Source organism: Agromyces sp. NDB4Y10, from assembly GCF_001620055.1.
GTDB classification, from domain to species: domain Bacteria; phylum Actinomycetota; class Actinomycetes; order Actinomycetales; family Microbacteriaceae; genus Agromyces; species Agromyces indicus.
Genome location: NZ_LQGY01000002.1, coordinates 17,755 through 36,934, shown reverse-complemented (window position 1 = coordinate 36,934; position 19,180 = coordinate 17,755). Strand labels below are relative to the sequence as shown.

The 19,180-nt window shown below is 72.5% G+C and carries 16 protein-coding genes; 3 read left to right on the top strand and 13 right to left on the bottom strand.

From position 1 onward, the window contains the following. The first annotated feature begins 38 nt into the window (after nucleotides 1-38). A complete protein-coding gene (locus AVP42_RS00460; protein WP_157356658.1) occupies nucleotides 39-2,504 on the top strand; it encodes a hypothetical protein in 2,466 nt (821 codons plus the stop codon). A 46-nt stretch (nucleotides 2,505-2,550) separates the two neighbouring features. Here AVP42_RS00460 and AVP42_RS00455 read toward each other — a convergent pair whose 3' ends face one another. Both AVP42_RS00455 and AVP42_RS00450 read right to left on the bottom strand, forming a co-directional pair. Beyond that, nucleotides 2,551-5,058 carry an ATP-dependent helicase gene (locus AVP42_RS00455; RefSeq protein WP_082846868.1) on the bottom strand — a complete coding sequence of 836 codons (2,508 nt, stop codon included), beginning with the start codon at nucleotides 5,056-5,058 and terminating at the stop codon, nucleotides 2,551-2,553. A gap of 147 nt (nucleotides 5,059-5,205) precedes the next feature. Continuing rightward, complete coding sequence (locus AVP42_RS00450; RefSeq protein WP_067945031.1) at nucleotides 5,206-6,276, bottom strand: glycerophosphodiester phosphodiesterase family protein; 1,071 nt, start codon at nucleotides 6,274-6,276, stop codon at nucleotides 5,206-5,208. Nucleotides 6,277-6,434: 158 nt separating this feature from the next. Between AVP42_RS00450 and AVP42_RS00445 the strand changes: the two genes are divergently transcribed. After that, nucleotides 6,435-7,244 (top strand): Bax inhibitor-1/YccA family protein, encoded by an 810-nt coding sequence (locus tag AVP42_RS00445; RefSeq protein WP_067945030.1) that lies wholly within the window; start codon nucleotides 6,435-6,437, stop codon nucleotides 7,242-7,244. Nucleotides 7,245-7,322: 78 nt separating this feature from the next. Here AVP42_RS00445 and AVP42_RS00440 read toward each other — a convergent pair whose 3' ends face one another. Genes AVP42_RS00440 through AVP42_RS00410 form a run of 7 tightly spaced genes read right to left on the bottom strand, consistent with a single transcriptional unit; the run spans nucleotide 7,323 to nucleotide 13,627 of the window. Further along, the gene (locus tag AVP42_RS00440; RefSeq protein ID WP_157356661.1) at nucleotides 7,323-8,630 is read right to left on the bottom strand and encodes an RNA polymerase sigma factor; all 1,308 of its coding nucleotides are present in this window, start codon (nucleotides 8,628-8,630) and stop codon (nucleotides 7,323-7,325) included. 25 nt (nucleotides 8,631-8,655) lie between these two features. After that, a complete protein-coding gene (locus tag AVP42_RS00435; protein WP_067945026.1) occupies nucleotides 8,656-9,087 on the bottom strand; it encodes a YciI family protein in 432 nt (143 codons plus the stop codon). Between the two features lie 46 nt (nucleotides 9,088-9,133). Beyond that, nucleotides 9,134-9,946: a hypothetical protein gene (locus AVP42_RS00430; RefSeq protein WP_067945024.1), complete on the bottom strand. Its 813-nt coding sequence runs from the start codon at nucleotides 9,944-9,946 to the stop codon at nucleotides 9,134-9,136. Between the two features lie 15 nt (nucleotides 9,947-9,961). Further along, nucleotides 9,962-10,909 carry an L-lactate dehydrogenase gene (locus AVP42_RS00425; RefSeq protein ID WP_067945022.1) on the bottom strand — a complete coding sequence of 316 codons (948 nt, stop codon included), beginning with the start codon at nucleotides 10,907-10,909 and terminating at the stop codon, nucleotides 9,962-9,964. A gap of 18 nt (nucleotides 10,910-10,927) precedes the next feature. Next, a complete protein-coding gene (guaA, locus tag AVP42_RS00420; protein WP_067945020.1) occupies nucleotides 10,928-12,505 on the bottom strand; it encodes a glutamine-hydrolyzing GMP synthase in 1,578 nt (525 codons plus the stop codon). Next, complete coding sequence (locus tag AVP42_RS00415) at nucleotides 12,502-12,996, bottom strand: DUF3817 domain-containing protein (RefSeq protein WP_067945017.1); 495 nt, start codon at nucleotides 12,994-12,996, stop codon at nucleotides 12,502-12,504. The genes guaA and AVP42_RS00415 overlap by 4 nt, the downstream gene beginning before the upstream one ends. 10 nt (nucleotides 12,997-13,006) lie before the next feature. Next, nucleotides 13,007-13,627, bottom strand: a complete 621-nt coding sequence (locus AVP42_RS00410) for a TetR/AcrR family transcriptional regulator (protein ID WP_067945015.1) — start codon at nucleotides 13,625-13,627, stop codon at nucleotides 13,007-13,009. 86 nt (nucleotides 13,628-13,713) lie between these two features. Between AVP42_RS00410 and AVP42_RS00405 the strand changes: the two genes are divergently transcribed. Then, nucleotides 13,714-14,124 (top strand): VOC family protein, encoded by a 411-nt coding sequence (locus AVP42_RS00405; protein WP_067945012.1) that lies wholly within the window; start codon nucleotides 13,714-13,716, stop codon nucleotides 14,122-14,124. Nucleotides 14,125-14,144: 20 nt separating this feature from the next. Here AVP42_RS00405 and AVP42_RS00400 read toward each other — a convergent pair whose 3' ends face one another. The 4 genes from AVP42_RS00400 to AVP42_RS00385 form a co-directional block, all read right to left on the bottom strand. After that, nucleotides 14,145-15,029 carry a trypsin-like peptidase domain-containing protein gene (locus AVP42_RS00400; protein ID WP_067945102.1) on the bottom strand — a complete coding sequence of 295 codons (885 nt, stop codon included), beginning with the start codon at nucleotides 15,027-15,029 and terminating at the stop codon, nucleotides 14,145-14,147. A gap of 158 nt (nucleotides 15,030-15,187) precedes the next feature. After that, a complete protein-coding gene (locus AVP42_RS00395) occupies nucleotides 15,188-15,982 on the bottom strand; it encodes an SURF1 family protein (RefSeq protein WP_231878483.1) in 795 nt (264 codons plus the stop codon). 89 nt (nucleotides 15,983-16,071) lie between these two features. Then, the gene (locus AVP42_RS00390) at nucleotides 16,072-17,802 is read right to left on the bottom strand and encodes a glycerol-3-phosphate dehydrogenase/oxidase (RefSeq protein WP_067945011.1); all 1,731 of its coding nucleotides are present in this window, start codon (nucleotides 17,800-17,802) and stop codon (nucleotides 16,072-16,074) included. A 103-nt stretch (nucleotides 17,803-17,905) separates the two neighbouring features. Continuing rightward, on the bottom strand, nucleotides 17,906-19,033 hold the full coding sequence (locus AVP42_RS00385; protein ID WP_067945008.1) for a GuaB3 family IMP dehydrogenase-related protein: 1,128 nt from the start codon (nucleotides 19,031-19,033) through the stop codon (nucleotides 17,906-17,908). Between the last annotated feature and the right edge of the window lie 147 nt (nucleotides 19,034-19,180).

Sequence of the window (19,180 nt, the reverse complement as noted above, 5' to 3'; positions counted from 1 at the left end):
GGCTGACGCCCGCACGCCGCAGAGAGGCGGTACGCACGATGTCGACATCGCAATCGGAACCCGTGCTCGAGCTCCGCATCCACGGGGTCAACAACACGCCGCCGCACGAGATGCTCGACCTGCCGCCCGGCGACGTCGAACTCGCGTTCGGCGACGACCTCGGCAGCTTCTGGCATCCGACGCCCGACGCCGTCGACCGCGGCCGGATCGACCGGGTGCACGGCGAGACGTCCCGCGGTGTCGTCGATCCCGACGAACCGCCGCGCGGGCGCGTGCCGCACGGGATCCACCGGGAGACGTACTCGTGGGGCGGCATGGTGCGGACCGCGCCGCCGGAGTCGGGTCTCGGCGGGATCGTGCTCGCCGTGCTCGCCCGCGCCGCCTGGACGCTGCTGCTGCCCTTCAGCATCGCGAACGCCGCGATCTGGGCATGGCAGCTGCCGTCGCCGGCCGCCGGCCGTCGCATCCGACTCGGCGCGGCCGTCGTGCGCACCGCGTGCCTGACGCTGACGCTCGTGCTCGCGCTCTCCCTCGCCTCGGTGGCGATCGACCTGTTCGCGCTGCAGTGCTTCCGGGGCGGACAGACCGTGTGCGCGCCCCTCGGCGACGCCGGCGCGACGTTCGCCGCGTGGAAGGACGAGCGACGCGTCGCCCTGTTCTCGCTCCTGCCAGTCCTCGCCCTCGTCGCCGTCTTCCTCGTCGCGAGGCTGTCGATCCTCCGGTACAACGTCGCGGGCCGGATCCTCGGCGGCGCGGGGACCGACGACGGCGAGCGCCCGCTGCTGGCCGAACCCCGCTTCTGGCTCACCCGCACCGAGACCGACCGACTCGCGACGCTGCACCTCGCGGCGGGCATCGCCACCGTCGCGCTCGTGACGAGCTTCGCGTTCGCGAGCGACACCACCGGCGTCACCCCGTTCCTCGCCGGCGCGTCCATCCTCGTGGTGGTCGTGTGCGCGGCGCTCGTCGCCACGACGGACTCCACGCCGTACGAGCTCACGCGCGCCGATCGCCGGATTTCCGGTGCGCTGCTCGCCGCGGCCTCCGTGCTCTACGCGGCCCCGGCGGTCGTGCTCGGGTTCCACGGCGACATCCGTCTCGAGCCTCGCATCATGGGACAGGCGTCGGACCGGATCCTGCTCGTCGTCGTCGCCGCGGCGCTGCTGCTCATCGTCGTCGTGTGGGCGCTGCCGGCCCGCGAGCGCGAGCGGCGGGCCTGGCGTGGCCGCGGGGCCGCGGTGTTCCTCACGCTCGGACTCGCCATCGAGCTCCTGCTCGGCTCGCTGCTCAACGTCCTCGCGGGCGACTGGTTGAACGGCCCCGCCGCCGCGAACCGGCTCGACCAGCCCTACCCGGACTGCTCGGGCGAGGACTGCCTGCCCGGGGAGATGACGATCGGCCCGTTCTTCGCGCCGTTCCTCGGCCTGACGCTCCTGGCGATCGTGGTGGCCGCGGTGGTCGTGGGCGCCATGATGATCCGCCCGCGCGACGTGGGCGCCCGGGCACCGCACGCGGCGTCGGCGACGGATGACGCGTCGGCCCGCACGGCGCTCACGGAGCTGCTGGGCCGCGAGATCGCGCAGAAGCGCGCGCTCGCCGCACGCCTGCACCTGGCCGAGCCGATGGTCGGCGCCCTCGCGATCGCCTTCTTCGCGGCGACCGTGCTCGCGGTCGCGCTGGCCGCGTATCCGGGCCTCCTCGGTGCCGTGCTCCCGTCGGGGACCGCCGCGGCCGTCGCGGCGGCGTTCGCGCGGTGGATCGACGCCTCGCTCATCGTCTGGGTCGTGATCGGCCTCGCCGTGACGGCCGGACTGGTCCTCGGCGGGCGCCGATCGTCGCGCCCGCTCGCGCTCGTGTGGGACCTCGCGTGCTTCCTCCCCCGCGCCGGACACCCCTTCGGCGCGCCCTGCTACGCCGAGCGAGCCGTCCCCGAGGTCGCGCGTCGCGTGCGCTGGTGGCTCGACCTGCCGCCCGTCGACCACGACGGGACGCCCGAGCCGCGCTCGGTGATCCTCGCCGCCCACAGCATGGGCGCGGTCGTGGCCGTCGCCGCGCTCTACGCGCTGCGAAACGATCCGGCGTGGGCGTCGTACCGCGACCGCATCGCCCTGCTCACCTTCGGCGTGCAGCTGCGGCCCTTCTTCGGTCGGTTCTTCCCCGAGGTGCTCGGTCCGGGGGTGATCGGCGCGGTGCCCTGCGGGCGCCCGAGCCCGTGGGCCAGGGACCCCTGGGCACGCGCCGACCTCGGTTCGACGGCCTCGACGGTTCCGGGCGGGTTCCCGGCGTCGGCCTGGCTGAGCCTGTGGCGATTGACGGACTACCTCGGCTTCCCCGCGCGCTCGGTTGGGTCGGTCGGGAACGACCGCGACCGGTACACGGAGGAGATCGACCTCAGCGGCTACGTCGGCGTCGTCGACACGCACCGCTGGTACTCGCGCACTCCGGCGTACCATCGCGCGCTCGACGAGCTGCGCCAGCGGCTCCGGGCCGCGTCGGGGCGCTGATCGGACGACCGCCGGAGTCACTCCGGCAGGCGCCGCTCGGCCGCCGTCAGAGCTTCTCGATCGGGGCGATCTTGATGAGGAGCTTCTTCTGCCCGGCGGCGTCGAAGGCGACGTGCGCGATGCGCTTGCTGCCCTCGCCGGTGACCTGCCGCACGGTGCCTTCGCCGAAGTCGGTGTGCCGGATGCGGTCGCCCGCCTCGAGCGTGAGGTCGCCGTTGTCGCGGACGGTGCCCGTGACCCGGTTCGCCCACTCGGTCTTTGTCGCGGCCGACTTGGTGACGCTGAACCGCTCGAGGTCGCGGTCGCGCGTGCCCCAGGCACCGCCGCCGCCGCCGTAGCCGCCGCGGCGCGCGTTGAGCGCGCGGGGCTGGCTGCCCCCTCGACTGTTGGCCATGCCGGGCGACTGCTTCCAGTCGACGAGCTCGTCGGGGATCTCCTGCAGGTACCGGCTCGGCATCGCCACCGACACCTCGCCGAACTGGGCCCGGCTCATCGCGAGCGAGAGGAAGAGCCGCTTGCGGGCGCGCGTGATGCCCACGTAGAACAGGCGTCGCTCCTCGGCAGGGCCGCCCGGTTCGGAGGCCGACATCTGGTGCGGCAGCAGTCCCTCCTCGAGCCCGGTGAGGAACACGGCGTGGTACTCGAGGCCCTTGGCCGTGTGCAGGGTCATGAGCGAGACGGTGCCGGATGCGTCGTCGAGCTCGTCGGCGGCGGCGACCAGCGACACCTGGGTGAGGAAGTCGACCAGCGTGGCGCCCGGGTTCTCGCGGTCGAAGTCCTTCGTCTGCGCGAGGAGCTCCTCGACGTTCTCCGCCCGGGTCTCGTCCTGCGGGTCGCGGCTGCCGCGGAGGGCGGCGACGAGTCCGGAGCGGTCGAGGAGGAACGCGAGCACGTCGGAGACCTTCGCGGCGCCCTCGTTCGTGCCCTCGTCGATGCCCTTCTGCGACGGCACGAGCATCGCCGCCGCCTCGTCGAGCACGTTCGCGAGGTCGGTGATCGCCTTCGTCACCTTGGGGCCGAGCCCCAGCCCGTCGGCCGCGCGCATCGCCTGGCGGAACGACAGGTCGTTCTGCTCGGCGAAGCTCGCGAGGCTGGTCTCGGTCGCGGGGCCGATGCCGCGCTTGGGCGTGTTCAGGATGCGGCGCAGGGCGAGCTCGTCGAGCGGGTTGGCGACGGCGATGAGGTACGCCATCGCGTCCTTGATCTCGGCGCGCTCGTAGAACTTCGTGCCGCCGACGACGCGGTACGGCACGGCCGAGCGGACGAAGATCTCCTCCAGCGCACGCGTCTGCGCGTTGGTGCGGTAGAACACGGCCATGTCGCGGTACGCGACGCCCGCTCGGTGCAGCGCCTCGATCTCGTCGACGACGAACTGCGCCTCGTCGTGCGCGGTGTACCCGGTGTACCCGGTGATCTTGTCGCCGTCGCCGTCGGCGGTCCAGAGCTTCTTGTCCTTCCGGTCGAAGTTGTTCGAGATCACCGCGTTCGCCGCCGACAGGATGTTCTGGGTCGACCGGTAGTTCTGCTCGAGCAGCACGACCTTGGCGCCCGGGAAGTCGCGCTCGAACTCGACGATGTTGCGGATGTCGGCGCCGCGGAAGGCGTAGATCGACTGGTCGGAGTCGCCGACGACGGTGAGGCTCGCGCCGGGGATGCGCCCCGAGGCATCCGTCATGCCCCGCACAAGCACGCCGTGCGCGTCGAGCTCGGCGACGACGTCGGGTTCGACGGGCCGGGTCAGCTCGCGGATGAGCGCGTACTGCGCGTGGTTGGTGTCCTGGTACTCGTCGACGAGGATGTGCCGGAACCGCCGCTGGTACAGCGCGGCGACCTTGGGGAAGGCGCGGAACAGGTAGACGGTCTCGCTGATGAGGTCGTCGAAGTCGAGCGCGCTCGCGTCGCGCAGCCGGCGCGTGTACTGCCGGAAGATCTCGAGGAACATCACCTCGTTCGGGTCGTTCGTGTTCACGTTGCGCGCGAACGTCTCGACGTCGGAGAGCTCGTTCTTGAGCTTCGAGATCTTCGCCTGCGCGCTCGCGGGCGTGAAGCCGAGCGTGTCGGCGTCGAGTTCCTTGATGATCCGCTTGAGGATGGTGCGCTGGTCGGCGGAGTCGTAGATCGTGAACGTGCTCGACAGCCCGATCGCCTCGGCCTCGCGTCGCAGGATGCGCACGCACGCCGAGTGGAACGTCGAGATCCACATGCCGCCGGCCGCCTCGCCGAGCAGCGCCTCGACGCGCTCGCGCATCTCGGCCGCCGCCTTGTTCGTGAACGTGATCGCGAGGATCTGGCTGGGCCACGCCTCGCGACCGTCGATGAGGCTCGCGATGCGGTGGGTGAGCACGCGCGTCTTGCCCGACCCCGCGCCCGCGACGATGAGCAGCGCGGGGCCGCGGTACTCGACCGCCTCGCGCTGCTGCGGGTTCAGCCCGGCCGTCAGTCGATCGGATGCCGCGTGGCCGGCGCCGTGCGCGGCCCCGCTGCGTTCGTCGGTGGCCGAGACGGGCGCCTCGCGCCAGCCGGTCGGGTCGTCGGGGTCGAGGATCAGCGTCATGTCCCGTCAAGTCTAGGCGCGCCATCCGACAGCGCTCCCGGCGCACTGCCCGCCTGCCCGCCGGCGCCCGCCGCACGGCGGACGCAGATCGTCGCTCGGGCGGGCGCGGAGCGACGATTCGCGTCCGGCGCCGGCACGCGGGGCGCGTCACGCCTCGGCGAGCGCGCGCCGCGCCTCGATGCCGAGGTCCGGGTGGTCGAGGAAGACGCCGTCGACGCCCGTCCGCAGGATGCGCGTGAACTCGCCGAGCCAGTCGCCCCAGGCGGAGCGTGCCGCACCGCGGCGGAACGGCGGGGCGAGGAACCGGTTCTCCGGACGCAGGGTCCACGTGTAGACCACGAGCCCGGCCGCGTGCGCCGCGTCGACGAGCGCCGACCCGCGCAGCGGCGCATCGGGCCGGACTCGGCGGGCCGCGCCCGCGACATCCGTCGACGAGGTCGGCCCGCCCACGAGCCGCGCCTTGCCGACGCTCACCCCGTCGACGACGCCCGCGAGCCCGGCGAGCCCCGACGCGGTCGCGAACGCGTCGTACGTGCGCGCCGCCGCCCCGTCGGCCGCCACGAGGTCCCAGGGCGCCCCGCGATCCTCGAGCAGCAGGACGCGCGTGCCGCCGATCCCGGCATCGCGGAGCCGGTCGAGCAGCGTCGGCTCGAACGCCTCGGAGATGAGGCGGTCGTCGCCGCGACCCCACCCTGCGGCGGCGAGCTCGGCCGCGAAGAGCTCGTCGAGCGGCAACCCCAGCGAGGCGAAGTACGCGGCGTGCTTGAACTCGGCGACGAGGCGGATGTCGCGCCGCGACTCCTCGGTCGCGGCATCGAGCAGCACCAGAAGGTCGCGGAACCGGATGACCGGGTAGCGGCCGTCGAACGTGGCGCTCTGCGGGCGGATGCCGCCGAGCCGCTCGGTCGCACGGAGGGTGGACAGCTCCGCCCACGTGAAGTCCTCCGTGAACCAGCCGGTCAGCGCCCGGCCGTCGATCTCGCGCGTGGTGCGGCGCGACGCGAACTCGGCGCGCGATGCGACATCCGTGGTGCCGGAGATCTCGTTCTCGTGCCGGAGCACGAGCACGCCGTCGCGCGTGGCGACCAGGTCGGGCTCGACCGCGTCGGCGCCGAGCGCGAACGCGAGGCGGTACGCGGCTTCGGTGTGCTCGGGTCGGTAGCCGGGCGCACCGCGGTGGCCGATGACGAGCGGATGCTCGGCGGGCCCTGGCAGCATCCCCTCAGCGTAGCCACGCCCGCGCGGCGGTCCGCGGAATGGACCGCGGATTCTCGGCGTTGACACTGGTGGACCCGGTAGGTTGGAAGGACCGCACCACCGGGTGCACTCGATTCCCCTCCACCCGACGGAAAGCCGAAAGCAGAGGAACCACAGCAATGGCTCTCAACAACCCCGCCTTCTCACGTAACGAGGCGTTCTCCAACCAGGGGGCGGTGGCTGTCGCGCAGGACATGTCCGCCCAGCAGTTGCAGGACATCTACAACCAGCCCGCCACCCTTCCCGACCGCGAGGTCATGACGATCGAGGACACCGTCCAGAAGTCGGTCGCCGCGTTCGGCCTGCTGCTCGTCGGTGCGGCCATCGGCTGGATCACCATGCCGTCGCTGCCGTTCCTGTGGATCGGCGCGGGCATCGTGGGCTTCGTCCTCGCGCTCGTCAACATCTTCAAGAAGGAGCCGTCGCCCGGCCTGGTGCTCGCCTACTCGGCGGTGCAGGGTGTGTTCGTCGGCGGTATCTCCGCGTTCTACGAGGTGATGTGGCCGGGCGTCGTCGCCCCGGCCGTCGTCGCGACGCTCGTCGTGGTCGGCGTCACGCTCGCGCTCTTCGCGTCGGGCAAGATCCGCGCATCGAAGAAGGCCACCAAGATCTTCCTGATCGCCATGGTGGGCTACCTCGTGTTCTCGCTGGTCAACTTCGGCCTGATGATCTTCGGCGTGAACGACGACCCGTGGGGTCTTCGCAGCGCCGAGATCATGGGCATCCCGCTCGGCGTGATCCTCGGCATCTTCGTCGTGATCATGGCGGCGTACTCGCTCGTGCTCGACTTCGACTTCATCCAGCAGGGCGTGCGCAACCGCGCCCCGAAGAAGTACGCGTGGACCGGTGTCTTCGGCATCATGGTCACCGTCATCTGGCTGTACCTCGAGATCCTGCGCATGCTCGCGATCATGCAGTCCAGCGACTAGCAGCGGATGCCTCGCACGTGAACGGGTCGCCCTTCGGGGCGGCCCGTTCCGCGTTCCACGGCGCCCGCGCCCATCTCCTCACCGCGACGTCGGACGCGACGCGCGCGCGAGCAGGACCGCGCGCTCGCGCTCGTTCGCGGTGAGGCGGGCCGCCTCGGCGAAGGCCTCGCGTGCGGCATCCGTTCGCCCGAGCCGTGCGAGCAGCTCGCCCCGCACCGCCTGCAGCGGGTGGTACGTCGCGAGCCGGCGGTCGGCCGTGAGCTCGTCGACGATGGCGAGTCCGGCGGCGGGACCGTCGGCCATGGCGACCGCGACGGCGCGGTTGAGCTCCACCACGGGCGAGGGCGCGACCGCCCCGAGCGCCTCGTAGAGCGCGACGATCGCACCCCAGTCGGTGTCGTCGACGGATGCCGCGACGTCGTGCTGCTCCGCGATCGCGGCCTGCAGCGCGTAGGGGCCGCGCCCGCGCCCGAGCGCATCGGCGCGGCCGAGCGCGGCGCGCCCCCGCGCGATCGCCGAGCGGTCCCACCGCCGTCGGTCCTGGTCGGCGAGCAGCACCGGGTCGCCGTTCGCGTCGAGGCGGGCGGGGAACCGCGCCGCGGTCAGCTCCATGAGCGCGACGAGCCCGTGCGCCTCGGGCTCGCGCGGCACGAGTCCGGCGAGCACGCGCGCGAGCCGCAGCGCCTCGCGGCTGAGCTCCGGGCGCATGAGGTCGGCGCCGGCCGACGCCGAGTGCCCCTCGTTGAAGATCAGGTACAGCACGCCCAGCACGGTGCCGAGTCGCTCGGGGAACTCGGACCGCGGCGGCACCTCGAACGGCACGCCCGCGTCGCCGAGGGTCTTCTTCGCGCGGACGATGCGCTGCTGCACCGTCGAGACGGGCACGAGGAACGCCCGCGCGATCTCCTCGGTCGTGAGGCCCGCGACGACGCGCAACGTGAGCGCGACGCGTGCCTCCCGCGAGAGCACCGGATGGCACGACACGAACACGAGGCGCAACACGTCGTCGTCGATCGCGTCGGGGTCGTACGGCAGGCCGCCCGCGGCATCCGTCGCCTCAGCCCGTTCGCGCTCGAGGTCGTGGGCGATCGCGGCGAGCCGCTCGTCGTACCGCTCGCGGCGCCGCCACCCGTCGATCGCGCGACGCTTGGCGACCGCGGTGAGCCACGCCCCCGGGTTCGAGGGGATGCCGCCGGCGGGCCACTGCGCGAGCGCCTCGGCGAGCGCGTCCTGGGCGAGGTCCTCGGCGAGCGCGAAGTCGCCGACCAGGCGCGTGAGCGTCGCGACGATGCGCGCGGACTCGATGCGCCAGACGGCGGCGACGGCCCGCCGGGCGGACACGGGGTCCGCCGGGCGGGCCGTCGCGGCATCCGTCTCGTCGGTCACGTCGGGCACGCGGTCGTGCGGCCGGTCACGCCTGCGCTGCGCGCTGGGCCTGCTCCTCGCGCCAGCCGGCCTCCTTCTGGATCCACTCGTTGTCCTGCGGGAAGTCCTCGATCTCGGTGACGCGGCGCACCTCGAGCTTCGAGCCGGGGCCGAGCGGGCAGCGCTTGGCCCACTCCGCCGCCTCCTCCTTCGAGGCGACCTCGAGGATCCAGAAGCCGTTGAACAGCTCCTTCGTCTCGCCATAGGGGCCGTCGGTGACGAGCGGCGGCTCGGCGGAGAAGTCGACGACGAAGCCCTCGCTCGCGTCGGACAGGCCCTCGCCGGCCAGCAGCACGCCCGCCTTCATGAGCTCCTCGTTGTACCGGCCCATCGCCTCGATGACCTGCTCGAAGGGGATGTCCTGGTACGCCTGCACGGCCTCGTCGGTGGCCCGCATGATCAGCATGTACTTCGCCATGGTGGTTCGCTCCTCGCGTGTCCGGGTCGCTGTTCGACCCTCTCATTCATGACGTCGAACGGGAAGCCGCCCGATCGACACGGTCGACGATGTCGTCCTCGATCTTCTCGTTCCGACGACCCGACCACACGAGCGCGAGAAGCAGGAGGGTGCCCCACGTCACGGCCAGCACGCTCCAGTGCGCGGACTCCGTCGCCGACGGCGCGCCCTGCGAGACCGCCATGGCGGTGCCGATGGAGACCGCCGAGAGCGCCGACGCACAGGCTGCCAGGGTGCGCACCCGCCCGAGCACGGCCGCGACGAGTGCGCCGAGCGGGATCGCGATGCCGGCGGCGATGTGGACGGGCCAGTGGTCGAGCCCCATGGTGATGTCGCGCGGGAGCCCGTCCGCTCCGACGGTCGCGTTCACGAGGTACGGCGCCCACAGGACCATGCCCGCCAGCGCGATGACCAGCAGGGCGACGTCGAGTCGCGGATGCCACGGCACGCCCGCGTCCGCCGCGCCGGAGCGCGCCCGGATGACGCCCGGCACGGCGATGGCCGCGAGGGAGGCGGCGAGCAGCCCGGCGAGGATCAGGGTCGCGGGGTCGCCGGCCAGCAGCGAGCCGGCGACGATCGACGCGAGCGCGATGCCTCCCGTCACGAGCGCATCGGCCCAGCGGCCGGGGCGGATGGCGACGTGGATGCACGGCACCACCACGAAGAACATCAGCAGCGCGCCCCAGCTCGCCTCGAGCGCGAACACCGAGACGAATGCCGGGTTCCACAGCAGCAGGACCGCCAGGTCGGCGAGTGCGAACCCGAGGACGGCCCACGCTGCGGCGACCAGTATGGCGACGACGCGGATCAGCCGGGACATCCGGGCCCTCAGATCTCAGATGCCGAGCGACGCGATCGAGGCGCGAAGCGCGTCGGCCGACTCGTGCAGCTTGCGGCGCTCCTCGTCGGAGAACGGTGTCTCGCCGAGGGGCGTGACGCCCGAGGAGTTCACGATGCTCGGCACCGAGAGGGCGACGCCGTCGACGCCGTGCACTCCGCCCAGCACGGCGCTCACGGGCAGCACGGCCGACTCGTCGCCGAGCAGGGCCTCGACGATGCGGGCGCCGGACAGGCCGATCGCGTGGTTCGTGGCGCCCTTGCCCTGGATGATCCGGTAGGCGGCGTCGCGCACCTCGGCGGCGATCTGGTCGAGCTCCTCGCGCCGGAAGCCCTGCCCGTGCGCCCACTCGAGGATCGGCACGGTGCCGACGTTCGCGCTCGACCAGAGCGGGAACTCGGTGTCGCCGTGCTCGCCCACGATGTGGGCGTGCACGCTCGACGTCGCCACGCCCGCGCGCTTCGCGAGCAACCACCGCAGTCGAGCCGTGTCGAGCACGGTGCCCGACGAGAACACCCGGTTCGACGGCAGGCCCGAGATCTTCTGCGCCGCGACCGTGAGCACGTCGCAGGGATTCGTGACGAGCATGTAGATCGCGTCGGGCGCGCGCTCGAGCAGCTTCGGCAGGAGGTCCTCGAGGATCCGCACGTTGGTGCCCGCGAGATCGAGTCGGGACTGGCCCGGTTCCTGCTTGGCACCGGCCGTGATCACGACCACGTGCGAGCCCTCGACGACGGCGAGGTCGTCGCCGCCCGCGATGGTGCTCGATCCGACGAACGGCGTGCCGTGCGCGAGGTCGAGCACCTCGGCGTCGACCTTCGCCGTGTTCACGTCGTACAGGGCCACGTGCCGCGCCGACCCGCGGATGAGCGCCGCGTACGCGAGGCTCGCGCCCACACTCCCGGCTCCGACGACGGTCAGCTTCGAGTTCTCGACCACACCCATGCGGGTCAGGCTAGCGCGCTACTCCCACTCGATGGTGCCCGGCGGCTTCGACGTGACGTCGAGCACGACGCGGTTCACGTCGGGCACCTCGTTGGTGATGCGGTTCGAGATGCGCGCGAGCACGTCGTACGGCAGTCGGGTCCAGTCGGCGGTCATCGCATCCTCGGATGACACGGGGCGCAGGACGATCGGGTGGCCGTAGGTGCGGCCGTCGCCCTGCACGCCGACCGAGCGCACGTCGGCGAGGAGCACGACGGGGCACTGCCAGATCTCGTGGTCGAGGCCCGCGGCGGTCAGTTCCGCCCGGGCGATGGCATCCGCTTCGCGCAGCACCTCGAGCCGCTCGCGGGTGACCTCGCCGACGATGCGGATGCCGAGCCCCGGCCCGGGGAACGGCTGCCGCGCCACGATCGCCTCGGGCAGGCCGAGCTCGCGACCGATCGCGCGCACCTCGTCCTTGAACAGGGTCCGCAGCGGCTCGACGAGCTCGAACTGCAGGTCCTCCGGGAGGCCGCCGACGTTGTGGTGGCTCTTGATGTTCGCCGTGCCGGCGCCGCCGCCCGACTCGACCACGTCGGGGTACAGCGTGCCCTGCACCAGGAAGCGGATGGGCTCGCCGTCGGCCGCCGCCTCGGCGACGAGGTCGCGCTCGGCGCGCTCGAACGCGCGGATGAACTCGCGGCCGATGATCTTGCGCTTCTCCTCCGGGTCGGTGACCCCGGCGAGGGCGGCGAGGAACGTGTCGGCCGCATCGACCGTGACGAGACGGATGCCGGTGGCGGCCACGTAGTCGACCTCGACCTGCTTGCGCTCGTCCTTGCGGAGGAGCCCGTGATCGACGAAGACGCAGACGAGCTGGTCGCCGACGGCCTCGTGCACGAGCGCGGCCGCGACGGCGGAGTCGACGCCGCCGGACAGGCCCGCGATGACCCGGGCTGACCCGACCTGCTCGCGGATGCGCGCGACCTGCTCGGCGATGACGTTGCCCGAGTTCCAGTCGGCGGGGATGCCCGCCGCCCGGTGCAGGAAGTTCTCGATGACCGCCTGACCGAACGGCGAGTGCTTGACCTCGGGGTGCCACTGCACGCCGTAGAAGCCCTGCTCGTCGTTGGCGAAGGCGGCGACGGGGGTGTCGGCGGTCGAGGCGAGCACCTCGAACCCGTCGGGCGCGACGGCGACCGAGTCGCCATGGCTCATCCACACCGTCTGGTGCTCGGGCTGCCCGCCGAGCAGGGCGTTGCCGTCGTCGGTGCGCACCGTCGCGGCGGTCGCCCCGTACTCGCGGCGGCCCGTGTGGGCGACCTCGCCGCCGAGCTGCTGCGCCATGACCTGGAAGCCGTAGCAGATGCCGAGCGTCGGCACCCCGAGCTGCAGCACGCCCGGGTCGAGCGCCGGCGCGCCCTCCTCGTAGACCGAGGACGGGCCGCCCGACAGGACGATCCCGATCGGGTCCATCGCGCGCACCTCGTCGGCGGTGATCGTGTGCGGCACGATCTCCGAGTAGACGGATGCCTCGCGCACGCGCCTGGCGATCAGCTGCGCGTACTGCGCACCGAAGTCGACGACGAGGACGGGACGTTGCTGGGTCTCGCTCACTGGGCGGCCTCCACGGGCTCGGAGTCGGGGTCGGACGATGCACGCGCGGCCGCGGCATCCGCTTCGCGCTTCGCGATGTACTCGCGGACCTCGCGCCCGATCCGGGCCTCGAGGATGAACGACAGGAACGGCACGATGCCGCCCGAGGCGAGCAGGAGCAGCTTCCAGAACGGCCAGCGCATGAGGCTCCAGAGCCGGAAGTTGCTGAACAGGTACACGACGTAGAACCAGCCGTGGGCGATCAGGATGCCGGTCGAGAGGTTCACGCCGACGCCGGTGGACTCGAGGCCCTCGGGGGTCTCGACGACCGGCTCGAGCGAGAGCAGGCCGTTGGGGCCGAACGCGTAGAGCTCGAGGAACCACACGTACTTGAGCAGCATCTCGGCGCAGAGCAGCAGCAGCATGGTGCCGGTGATGACCGAGGCGATCATGTAGAACTTCAACGCCCCGCGGATGCGCGGGAAATCAGCCGGTTTGGGCTCGAGGGGCATGCCCTCCAGTCTACGGGCCGGGCGGCTGGGCGAATCCCGGGTCGGCCGCGGGCGCGAGGCCCGCGATCATGCGGGCGAGGGTCGTCACGGCGTCGTCGATGCCGCGCTCGGGTTCGGCGGCGGTCGCGTTGGCGATGGCGACCTCGTTGAGCGCCCCGGAGATCATGGTCGTGACGGTGCCGAGCGAGGCGGATCCGATGACCCCGGCTTCGGCGAGTTCCGCCACGCCGGCGTCGAGCAGTCGGGCGCTCGACTCCAGGTCGCCCTCCCGCCAGTCGCCCCAGCCGAGCACCGCGGGCCCGTCGACGAGGAGGATTCGCCGCACCTCGGGCGCGAGGCTCGCCTCGAGGAACGCGCGGCATCCCGCGAGGAACGCCTCGAGGGGGGCGACGTCGGCGGCCGCCGCGCGTTCTACGGCCTCGGCGACGGCGAACTGCGCCCGCTCGACGACGGCGGCGAACAGGCCCTGCTTGCTGCCGAAGTGGTGGTACAGGGCGCCACGGGTCAGGCCCGCCTCGGCGACGAGGTCCTCGAGCGCGACCCCGGCGTAGCCCGACTCGGCGAACCGGCGCGTGGCGATGCGCAGGATCTCCTCGCGCGTGCGCTCGCGCTGCTCGGCCTTGGTCGCCATGCCCCGTCCTCCCGCGTCTTGACATACACACTGTATGTCAGTCACGCTGAGACACATACACACTGTATGTATCAAAGGAGGAAGCGATGCTCCGATCGACCTACCCCGTCCTGTGCTCCGAGCACGTCGAAGCGAGTTCGCGGTTCTACCGCGAGCACTTCGGGTTCGAGTCGACGTTCGAGTCGGACTGGTACGTGAGCCTCCGGCACCCCGACTCCGCCACCGAGCTCGCACTGCTCGATCCGGCGCACGAGTCGGTCCCGTCGGGGTACGGCACGCCCGCCCGCGGGGTCCTGGTGAACCTGGAGCTCGATGACGTCGATGCCGTCGCGGCGCGACTCGAGGCAGCCGGCGTCCCCGTGGTCCAGCCGCTCCGCAGCGAGCCGTTCGGGCAGCGCCACGTGATCGTGCGCGACCCCGGCGGCGTGCTCGTCGACGTGATCACCGAGATCGAACCCGCCCCCGAGTTCCTCGCCGCGTTCGGCCGCGACGCCTGAGGGGTCGGCCGCCGACGCGGTCAGGCGCCCACGAGTTCGCGCGGCACCACGAAGACGTCGACGAGCGCGCCGCCGCGCCACAGCGTCATCTCGACCTCGCGGTCGATCGCGTCCTCGACCATGAGCCGCTGGATCGAGGTCGCCGTCACGATGCCGGTGCCGTCGAGGGTGACCGCGATGTCGCCGGGCCGGATGCCGGCGGCCTCGGCCGGGCTCCCGGCCACCACCGCGGTCACCTGCAGGCCCGTGGGCGAGCCCACCCGCTCGGCGAGCTCCGGCGCCAACCGGACCTGGGCTCCGGCGATGCCCAGCCACGCGCGGCGCACGCGCCCGCGGCTGACGAGGGCGTCGATGATCGCCCGGGTCGCCGGATTGACGGGGACCGCGAGGCCGAGCCCGACGCCCGCGACGGCCGTGCTCACGCCGACCATGCGACCACGGCCGTCGGCGAGCGCTCCCCCGCTGTTGCCGGGATTCAGCGCGGCATCCGTCTGGATCACCTCGTCGACCACCCGGCCGGCGGCCGTCGGCAGCGAACGCCCGAGGTTCGACACGATGCCTGCGGTGACGCTGCCGGCGAGCCCCAACGGCGTGCCCACGGCGACGACGAGCTGGCCGACCCGCAGCTCTCGGGCGTCGCCGAACGGCACCGGAGGCGGCACGGGACCGCGCGCCCGCAGCACCGCGAGATCGGAGAGCGGGTCCCGGCCGATCACGTCGGCGGTCACGGCGGTGCCGTCGCCGAAGGCGGCCTCGGCCCGGTCGGCGCCGGCGACGACGTGCGCGCTCGTGAGCAGCACCCCGTCGGCCGACACCACGCTCGCGCTGCCGGTGCCCTGGCCGCGCCCCGATCGGACGGCGAGGCTCGCGATGCTCGGAAGCAGCTCGCGTGCCACGCGCGTCACGACCCGCGAGTACGCGTCGAGGGGGTCCTCGTCGTGCTCGTGCGCGGACTCGCCATCCGGGGTCCCGTCGAGCCGGGTGCGGTCGTCATCGCTCACACCGGCATCCTCACCCCGTGAGCGGATGCCGCTGCCGGAGTTCGCCGCAGGCGGAACGCCGCTCAGTCCCGCGCCGCCGCCTCGCTCGCCGCCGCCGCCTCGGCGGCCTCCTCGCGCTCGCGCTCGACCGCGTCGCGCACGAGCCGATACCAGAGGTAGACGGCGAACCCGCCGAAGACGATCCACTCGATGGCGTAGAAGACGTTGAGCCAGTTCAGCTCGGCCTGCTGCTCGGGCGGCGGCGACGAGATCGCCTCGAGACCGGCGACCGGCTCGGCGGCCGTGACGTAGCCGAAGTACACGGGCCGCTCGTCGTAGTCCGCCCACAGGTTGATCAGATGCGCGACCGCCACGGTCCGCATGACCTGCGGGTCCTCGTCGTCCTCGGGCTGGATGGGCGCCTCGCTCGGCAGGAACCGGCCGACGACCTCGACGTCCCCGCCCGAGCGCGCGGCCGCGTCGACCTCGGCGAGCGCCTCGCGAGCCGTCGCCTCGTCGGGCGTCCACCCGAGCGCGACCGGGAGGCCACCGGGCGCGGCATCCGTCACCTCGAGGTGGGCGACCACCCACCAGCCGGTGGCGCCGTCGTTGACGCGGCCCTGCACGAGGACGGTGTCGCCGGCGACGAGCGTGCCCCGGACCGAGACGCGCTGGCCGGTGGCCGCCTGTTCGGTCGGGGCGTCCGGCACCACGACCTCCGCGAGCGGCCGGACCTGCTCGGTGGGGCGCTCGACGACCTTGGCCTCCTCGACCGCGCGGCTCACCTGCCACTGCGCGAGGATCGCGAACGCCGCCGCGATGCCGAGGGCGGCGAGCAGGGCGAGCACCCACCGCGGGCGCAGCATCATCCGGAGCATGTCGTGCGCGATTCTATCGGCGCCGGATGCGCGCTCCCTGCGAGCGGGGCCTCGGTACGCGCCCTCGGTGCTCCTCGACCGCCCGCGGGTCAGTCGACCTGGACGATGTCGGGCGCCTCGAGCCGCACCCGGTCGGCCGACTCGTCGTCGGGCTGCTGCTGCGACGCGATCTCGGCCTGCACCCGCTGCTCGTACCGCTCGACCTCGAGCGCCTCGCGAGCCGCATCCCAGCCGAGCACCTCCGCCATGAGCCTCGCGGCGACCGGCGCGGCCGAGACCCCGCGGTCCCAGGCCTCGATGGAGATGCGCGTGCGTCGCGCGAGCACGTCGTCGAGGTGCAGCGCTCCCTCGTGGGATGCCGCGTACACGACCTCGGCGCGGAGGTAGTCGTCGGCGCCCGGCAGGGGCTCGCCGAGTTCCGGCCGCTCGCGGATCAGGTCGAGCAGGTCGTCGGTCATCGTGCCGTAGCGGTTGAGGAGGTGCTCGATGCGCACCTTGTGCACCCCGAACGCCCGGGCGATCTTGCCGCGCTTGTTCCAGGCCGCCTGGTAGCCCTCGGCACCGAGCAGCGGGATGCGCTGCGTGGTCGAGGGCGGCACCTTGCCGTCGAGGGCGTCGGCCGCGGCGTCGATGGCGTCCTTCGCCATCACCCGGTACGTGGTCCACTTGCCGCCCGCCACGACGACGAGTCCCGGGACCGTGTGCGCCACGATGTGCTCCCGCGACAGCTTCGACGTCTCGTCGCTCTCGCCCGCCAGGAGCGGGCGGAGGCCCGCGAACACGCCCTCCACGTCCTCCCGGGTGAGCGGCACGTTGAGGACCTCGTTGACCCGCTCGAGGAGGTAGTCGATGTCGGCGGCCGTCGCGGCCGGGTGGGCCTTGTCGAGGTTCCAGTCGGTGTCGGTCGTGCCGATGAGCCAGTGACGACCCCACGGGATGACGAACAGCACGCTCTTCTCGGTGCGCAGCAGCAGGCCCATGTTCGACTGGAACCGGTCGCGCGGGACGACCAGGTGGATGCCCTTCGAGGCGCGCACCTTGAACGTGCCGCGCTCCCCCACCATGCGCTGGGTGTCGTCGGTCCACACGCCGGTCGCGTTCACGACCTGCTTGGCGCGGATCTCGAAGTGCTCGTCGGTCTGGAGGTCGTGCGCCTTCACGCCGACGACCCGCTCGCCGACCTTGACGAAGCCCTCGACCTTGACGCGGCTCGCGACGTGCGCGCCGTAGAACGACGCGGTGCGGGCGAGGGATGCCACGTAGCGGGCGTCGTCGACCTGTGCGTCGTAGTACGTGAGACCGCCGATGAGGGCGCTCGGGGCGATCGACGGCGCGGCGCGCAGGACCTGCCGCTTGGTGAGGTGGCGGTGGTGCGGCACACCCGGGTGCCCGCCGCCGGAGTAGCTGAAGATGTCGTAGAGCAGCATGCCGGCGCCGATGTACAGGCGCTCGAAGAGCCGCTGCTTCAGCGGGTAGAGGAACCGCACCGGCTTGACCAGGTGCGGGGCGATGCGCTGCAACAGCAGCCCTCGCTCGATGAGCGCCTCGCGGACGAGCCGGAAGTCGAGCTGCTCGAGGTAGCGGATGCCGCCGTGCACGAGCTTGGACGACCGGCTCGACGTGCCCGAGGCCCAGTCGCGCGCCTCGAGGAGCCCCGTGGACAGGCCGCGGGTCACCGCGTCGAGCGCGGCGCCCGTGCCCACGATGCCGCCGCCGACGACGAGGATGTCGAGTTCCTTGTCCTTCAGCCGGGCGATCGCCGCCTCGCGCTCCTCGGGTCCGAGCTTGTTCGAACGCGTCACCGACTTCAGTCTCGCCATCGTCGCTCCCCATCCCGGGCGGACCGCGGCGGTGCCGCCCGTCGTCCCCCACGCTACCCGAGCCGGTCGCGCGGGCACCATGGAATCCGCTGGGGGTGCGCCGTCAGACCGTGTGGTGGTAGGGCGCGACGACGACCTCGACGCGCTGGAACTCCTTCAGGTCGGAGTAGCCGGTCGTCGCCATCGACTTGCGCAGCGCGCCGACGAGGTTCGCCGTGCCGTCGGCACCGGGCGCCGGGCCGTACAGGATCTCCTCGAGCGGGGCGACCTGGCCCACCTGGACGCGCTCGCCGCGCGGCAGCTTGGCGTGGTGCGCCTCGGGCCCCCAGTGCCATCCGCCGCCGGGTGCATCGGTCGCCCGGGCGAGCGCCGCACCGAGCATGACCGCGTCGGCACCGCACGCGATCGCCTTCACGATGTCGCCGGCCGCGCCGACGCCGCCGTCGGCGATGACGTGCACGTACCGGCCGCCGGACTCGTCGAGGTAGTCGCGGCGCGCACCCGCGACATCCGCCACCGCCGTGGCCATCGGCGCGTGGATGCCGAGCGCGGTGCGCGTCGTGGACGCCGCACCGCCGCCGAACCCGACGAGGACGCCGGCCGCGCCCGTGCGCATGAGGTGGAGCGCCGCCGTGTAGGTGGCCGCGCCGCCCACGATGACGGGCACGTCGAGCTCGTAGATGAACTTCTTGAGGTTCAGGGGCTCCTGGTTCTTGGAGACGTGCTCGGCCGACACCGTGGTGCCGCGGATCACGAACAGGTCGACGCCCGCCGCGACGACCGTCTCGTAGAGCTCCTGCGTGCGCTGCGGCGAGAGCGCCCCGGCGACCGTCACGCCCGCCGCCCGCACCTCGGCGAGGCGCTGGGTCACGAGCTCGGGCTTGATCGGCTCGGAGTACAGCTCCTGCATGCGCGCGGTCGCCCGGTCGTCGGGCAGGTTCCGGATCTCGGCGAGCACGGGCTCCGGGTCCTCGTAGCGGGTCCAGAGGCCCTCGAGGTCGAGCACGCCGATGCCGCCGAGCTGGCCCATCATGATCGCCGTCTGCGGGGAGACGACGGAGTCCATGGGCGCCGCGAGGAAGGGGATGTCGAACTGGTAGGCGTCGATGCTCCACGACACCGACACGTCCTCCGGGTCGCGCGTGCGCCGGCTCGGCACGATGGCGATGTCGTCGAACGCGTACACGCGACGGCCCCGCTTGGAGCGGCCGATCTCGATCTCCTGAGTCACCGTTCAACCCTACCGAGCGCGCGCGACGCGCGCCTCGTCGAAGTCGGCGAACCGACATCCGCGGGCCGAGCGGATGTCACTTCCACCGCACCGGGGATCTGTGGTTCGATCGTGGCACCCTCGTTCGACGCCACTCCACGACGCGGG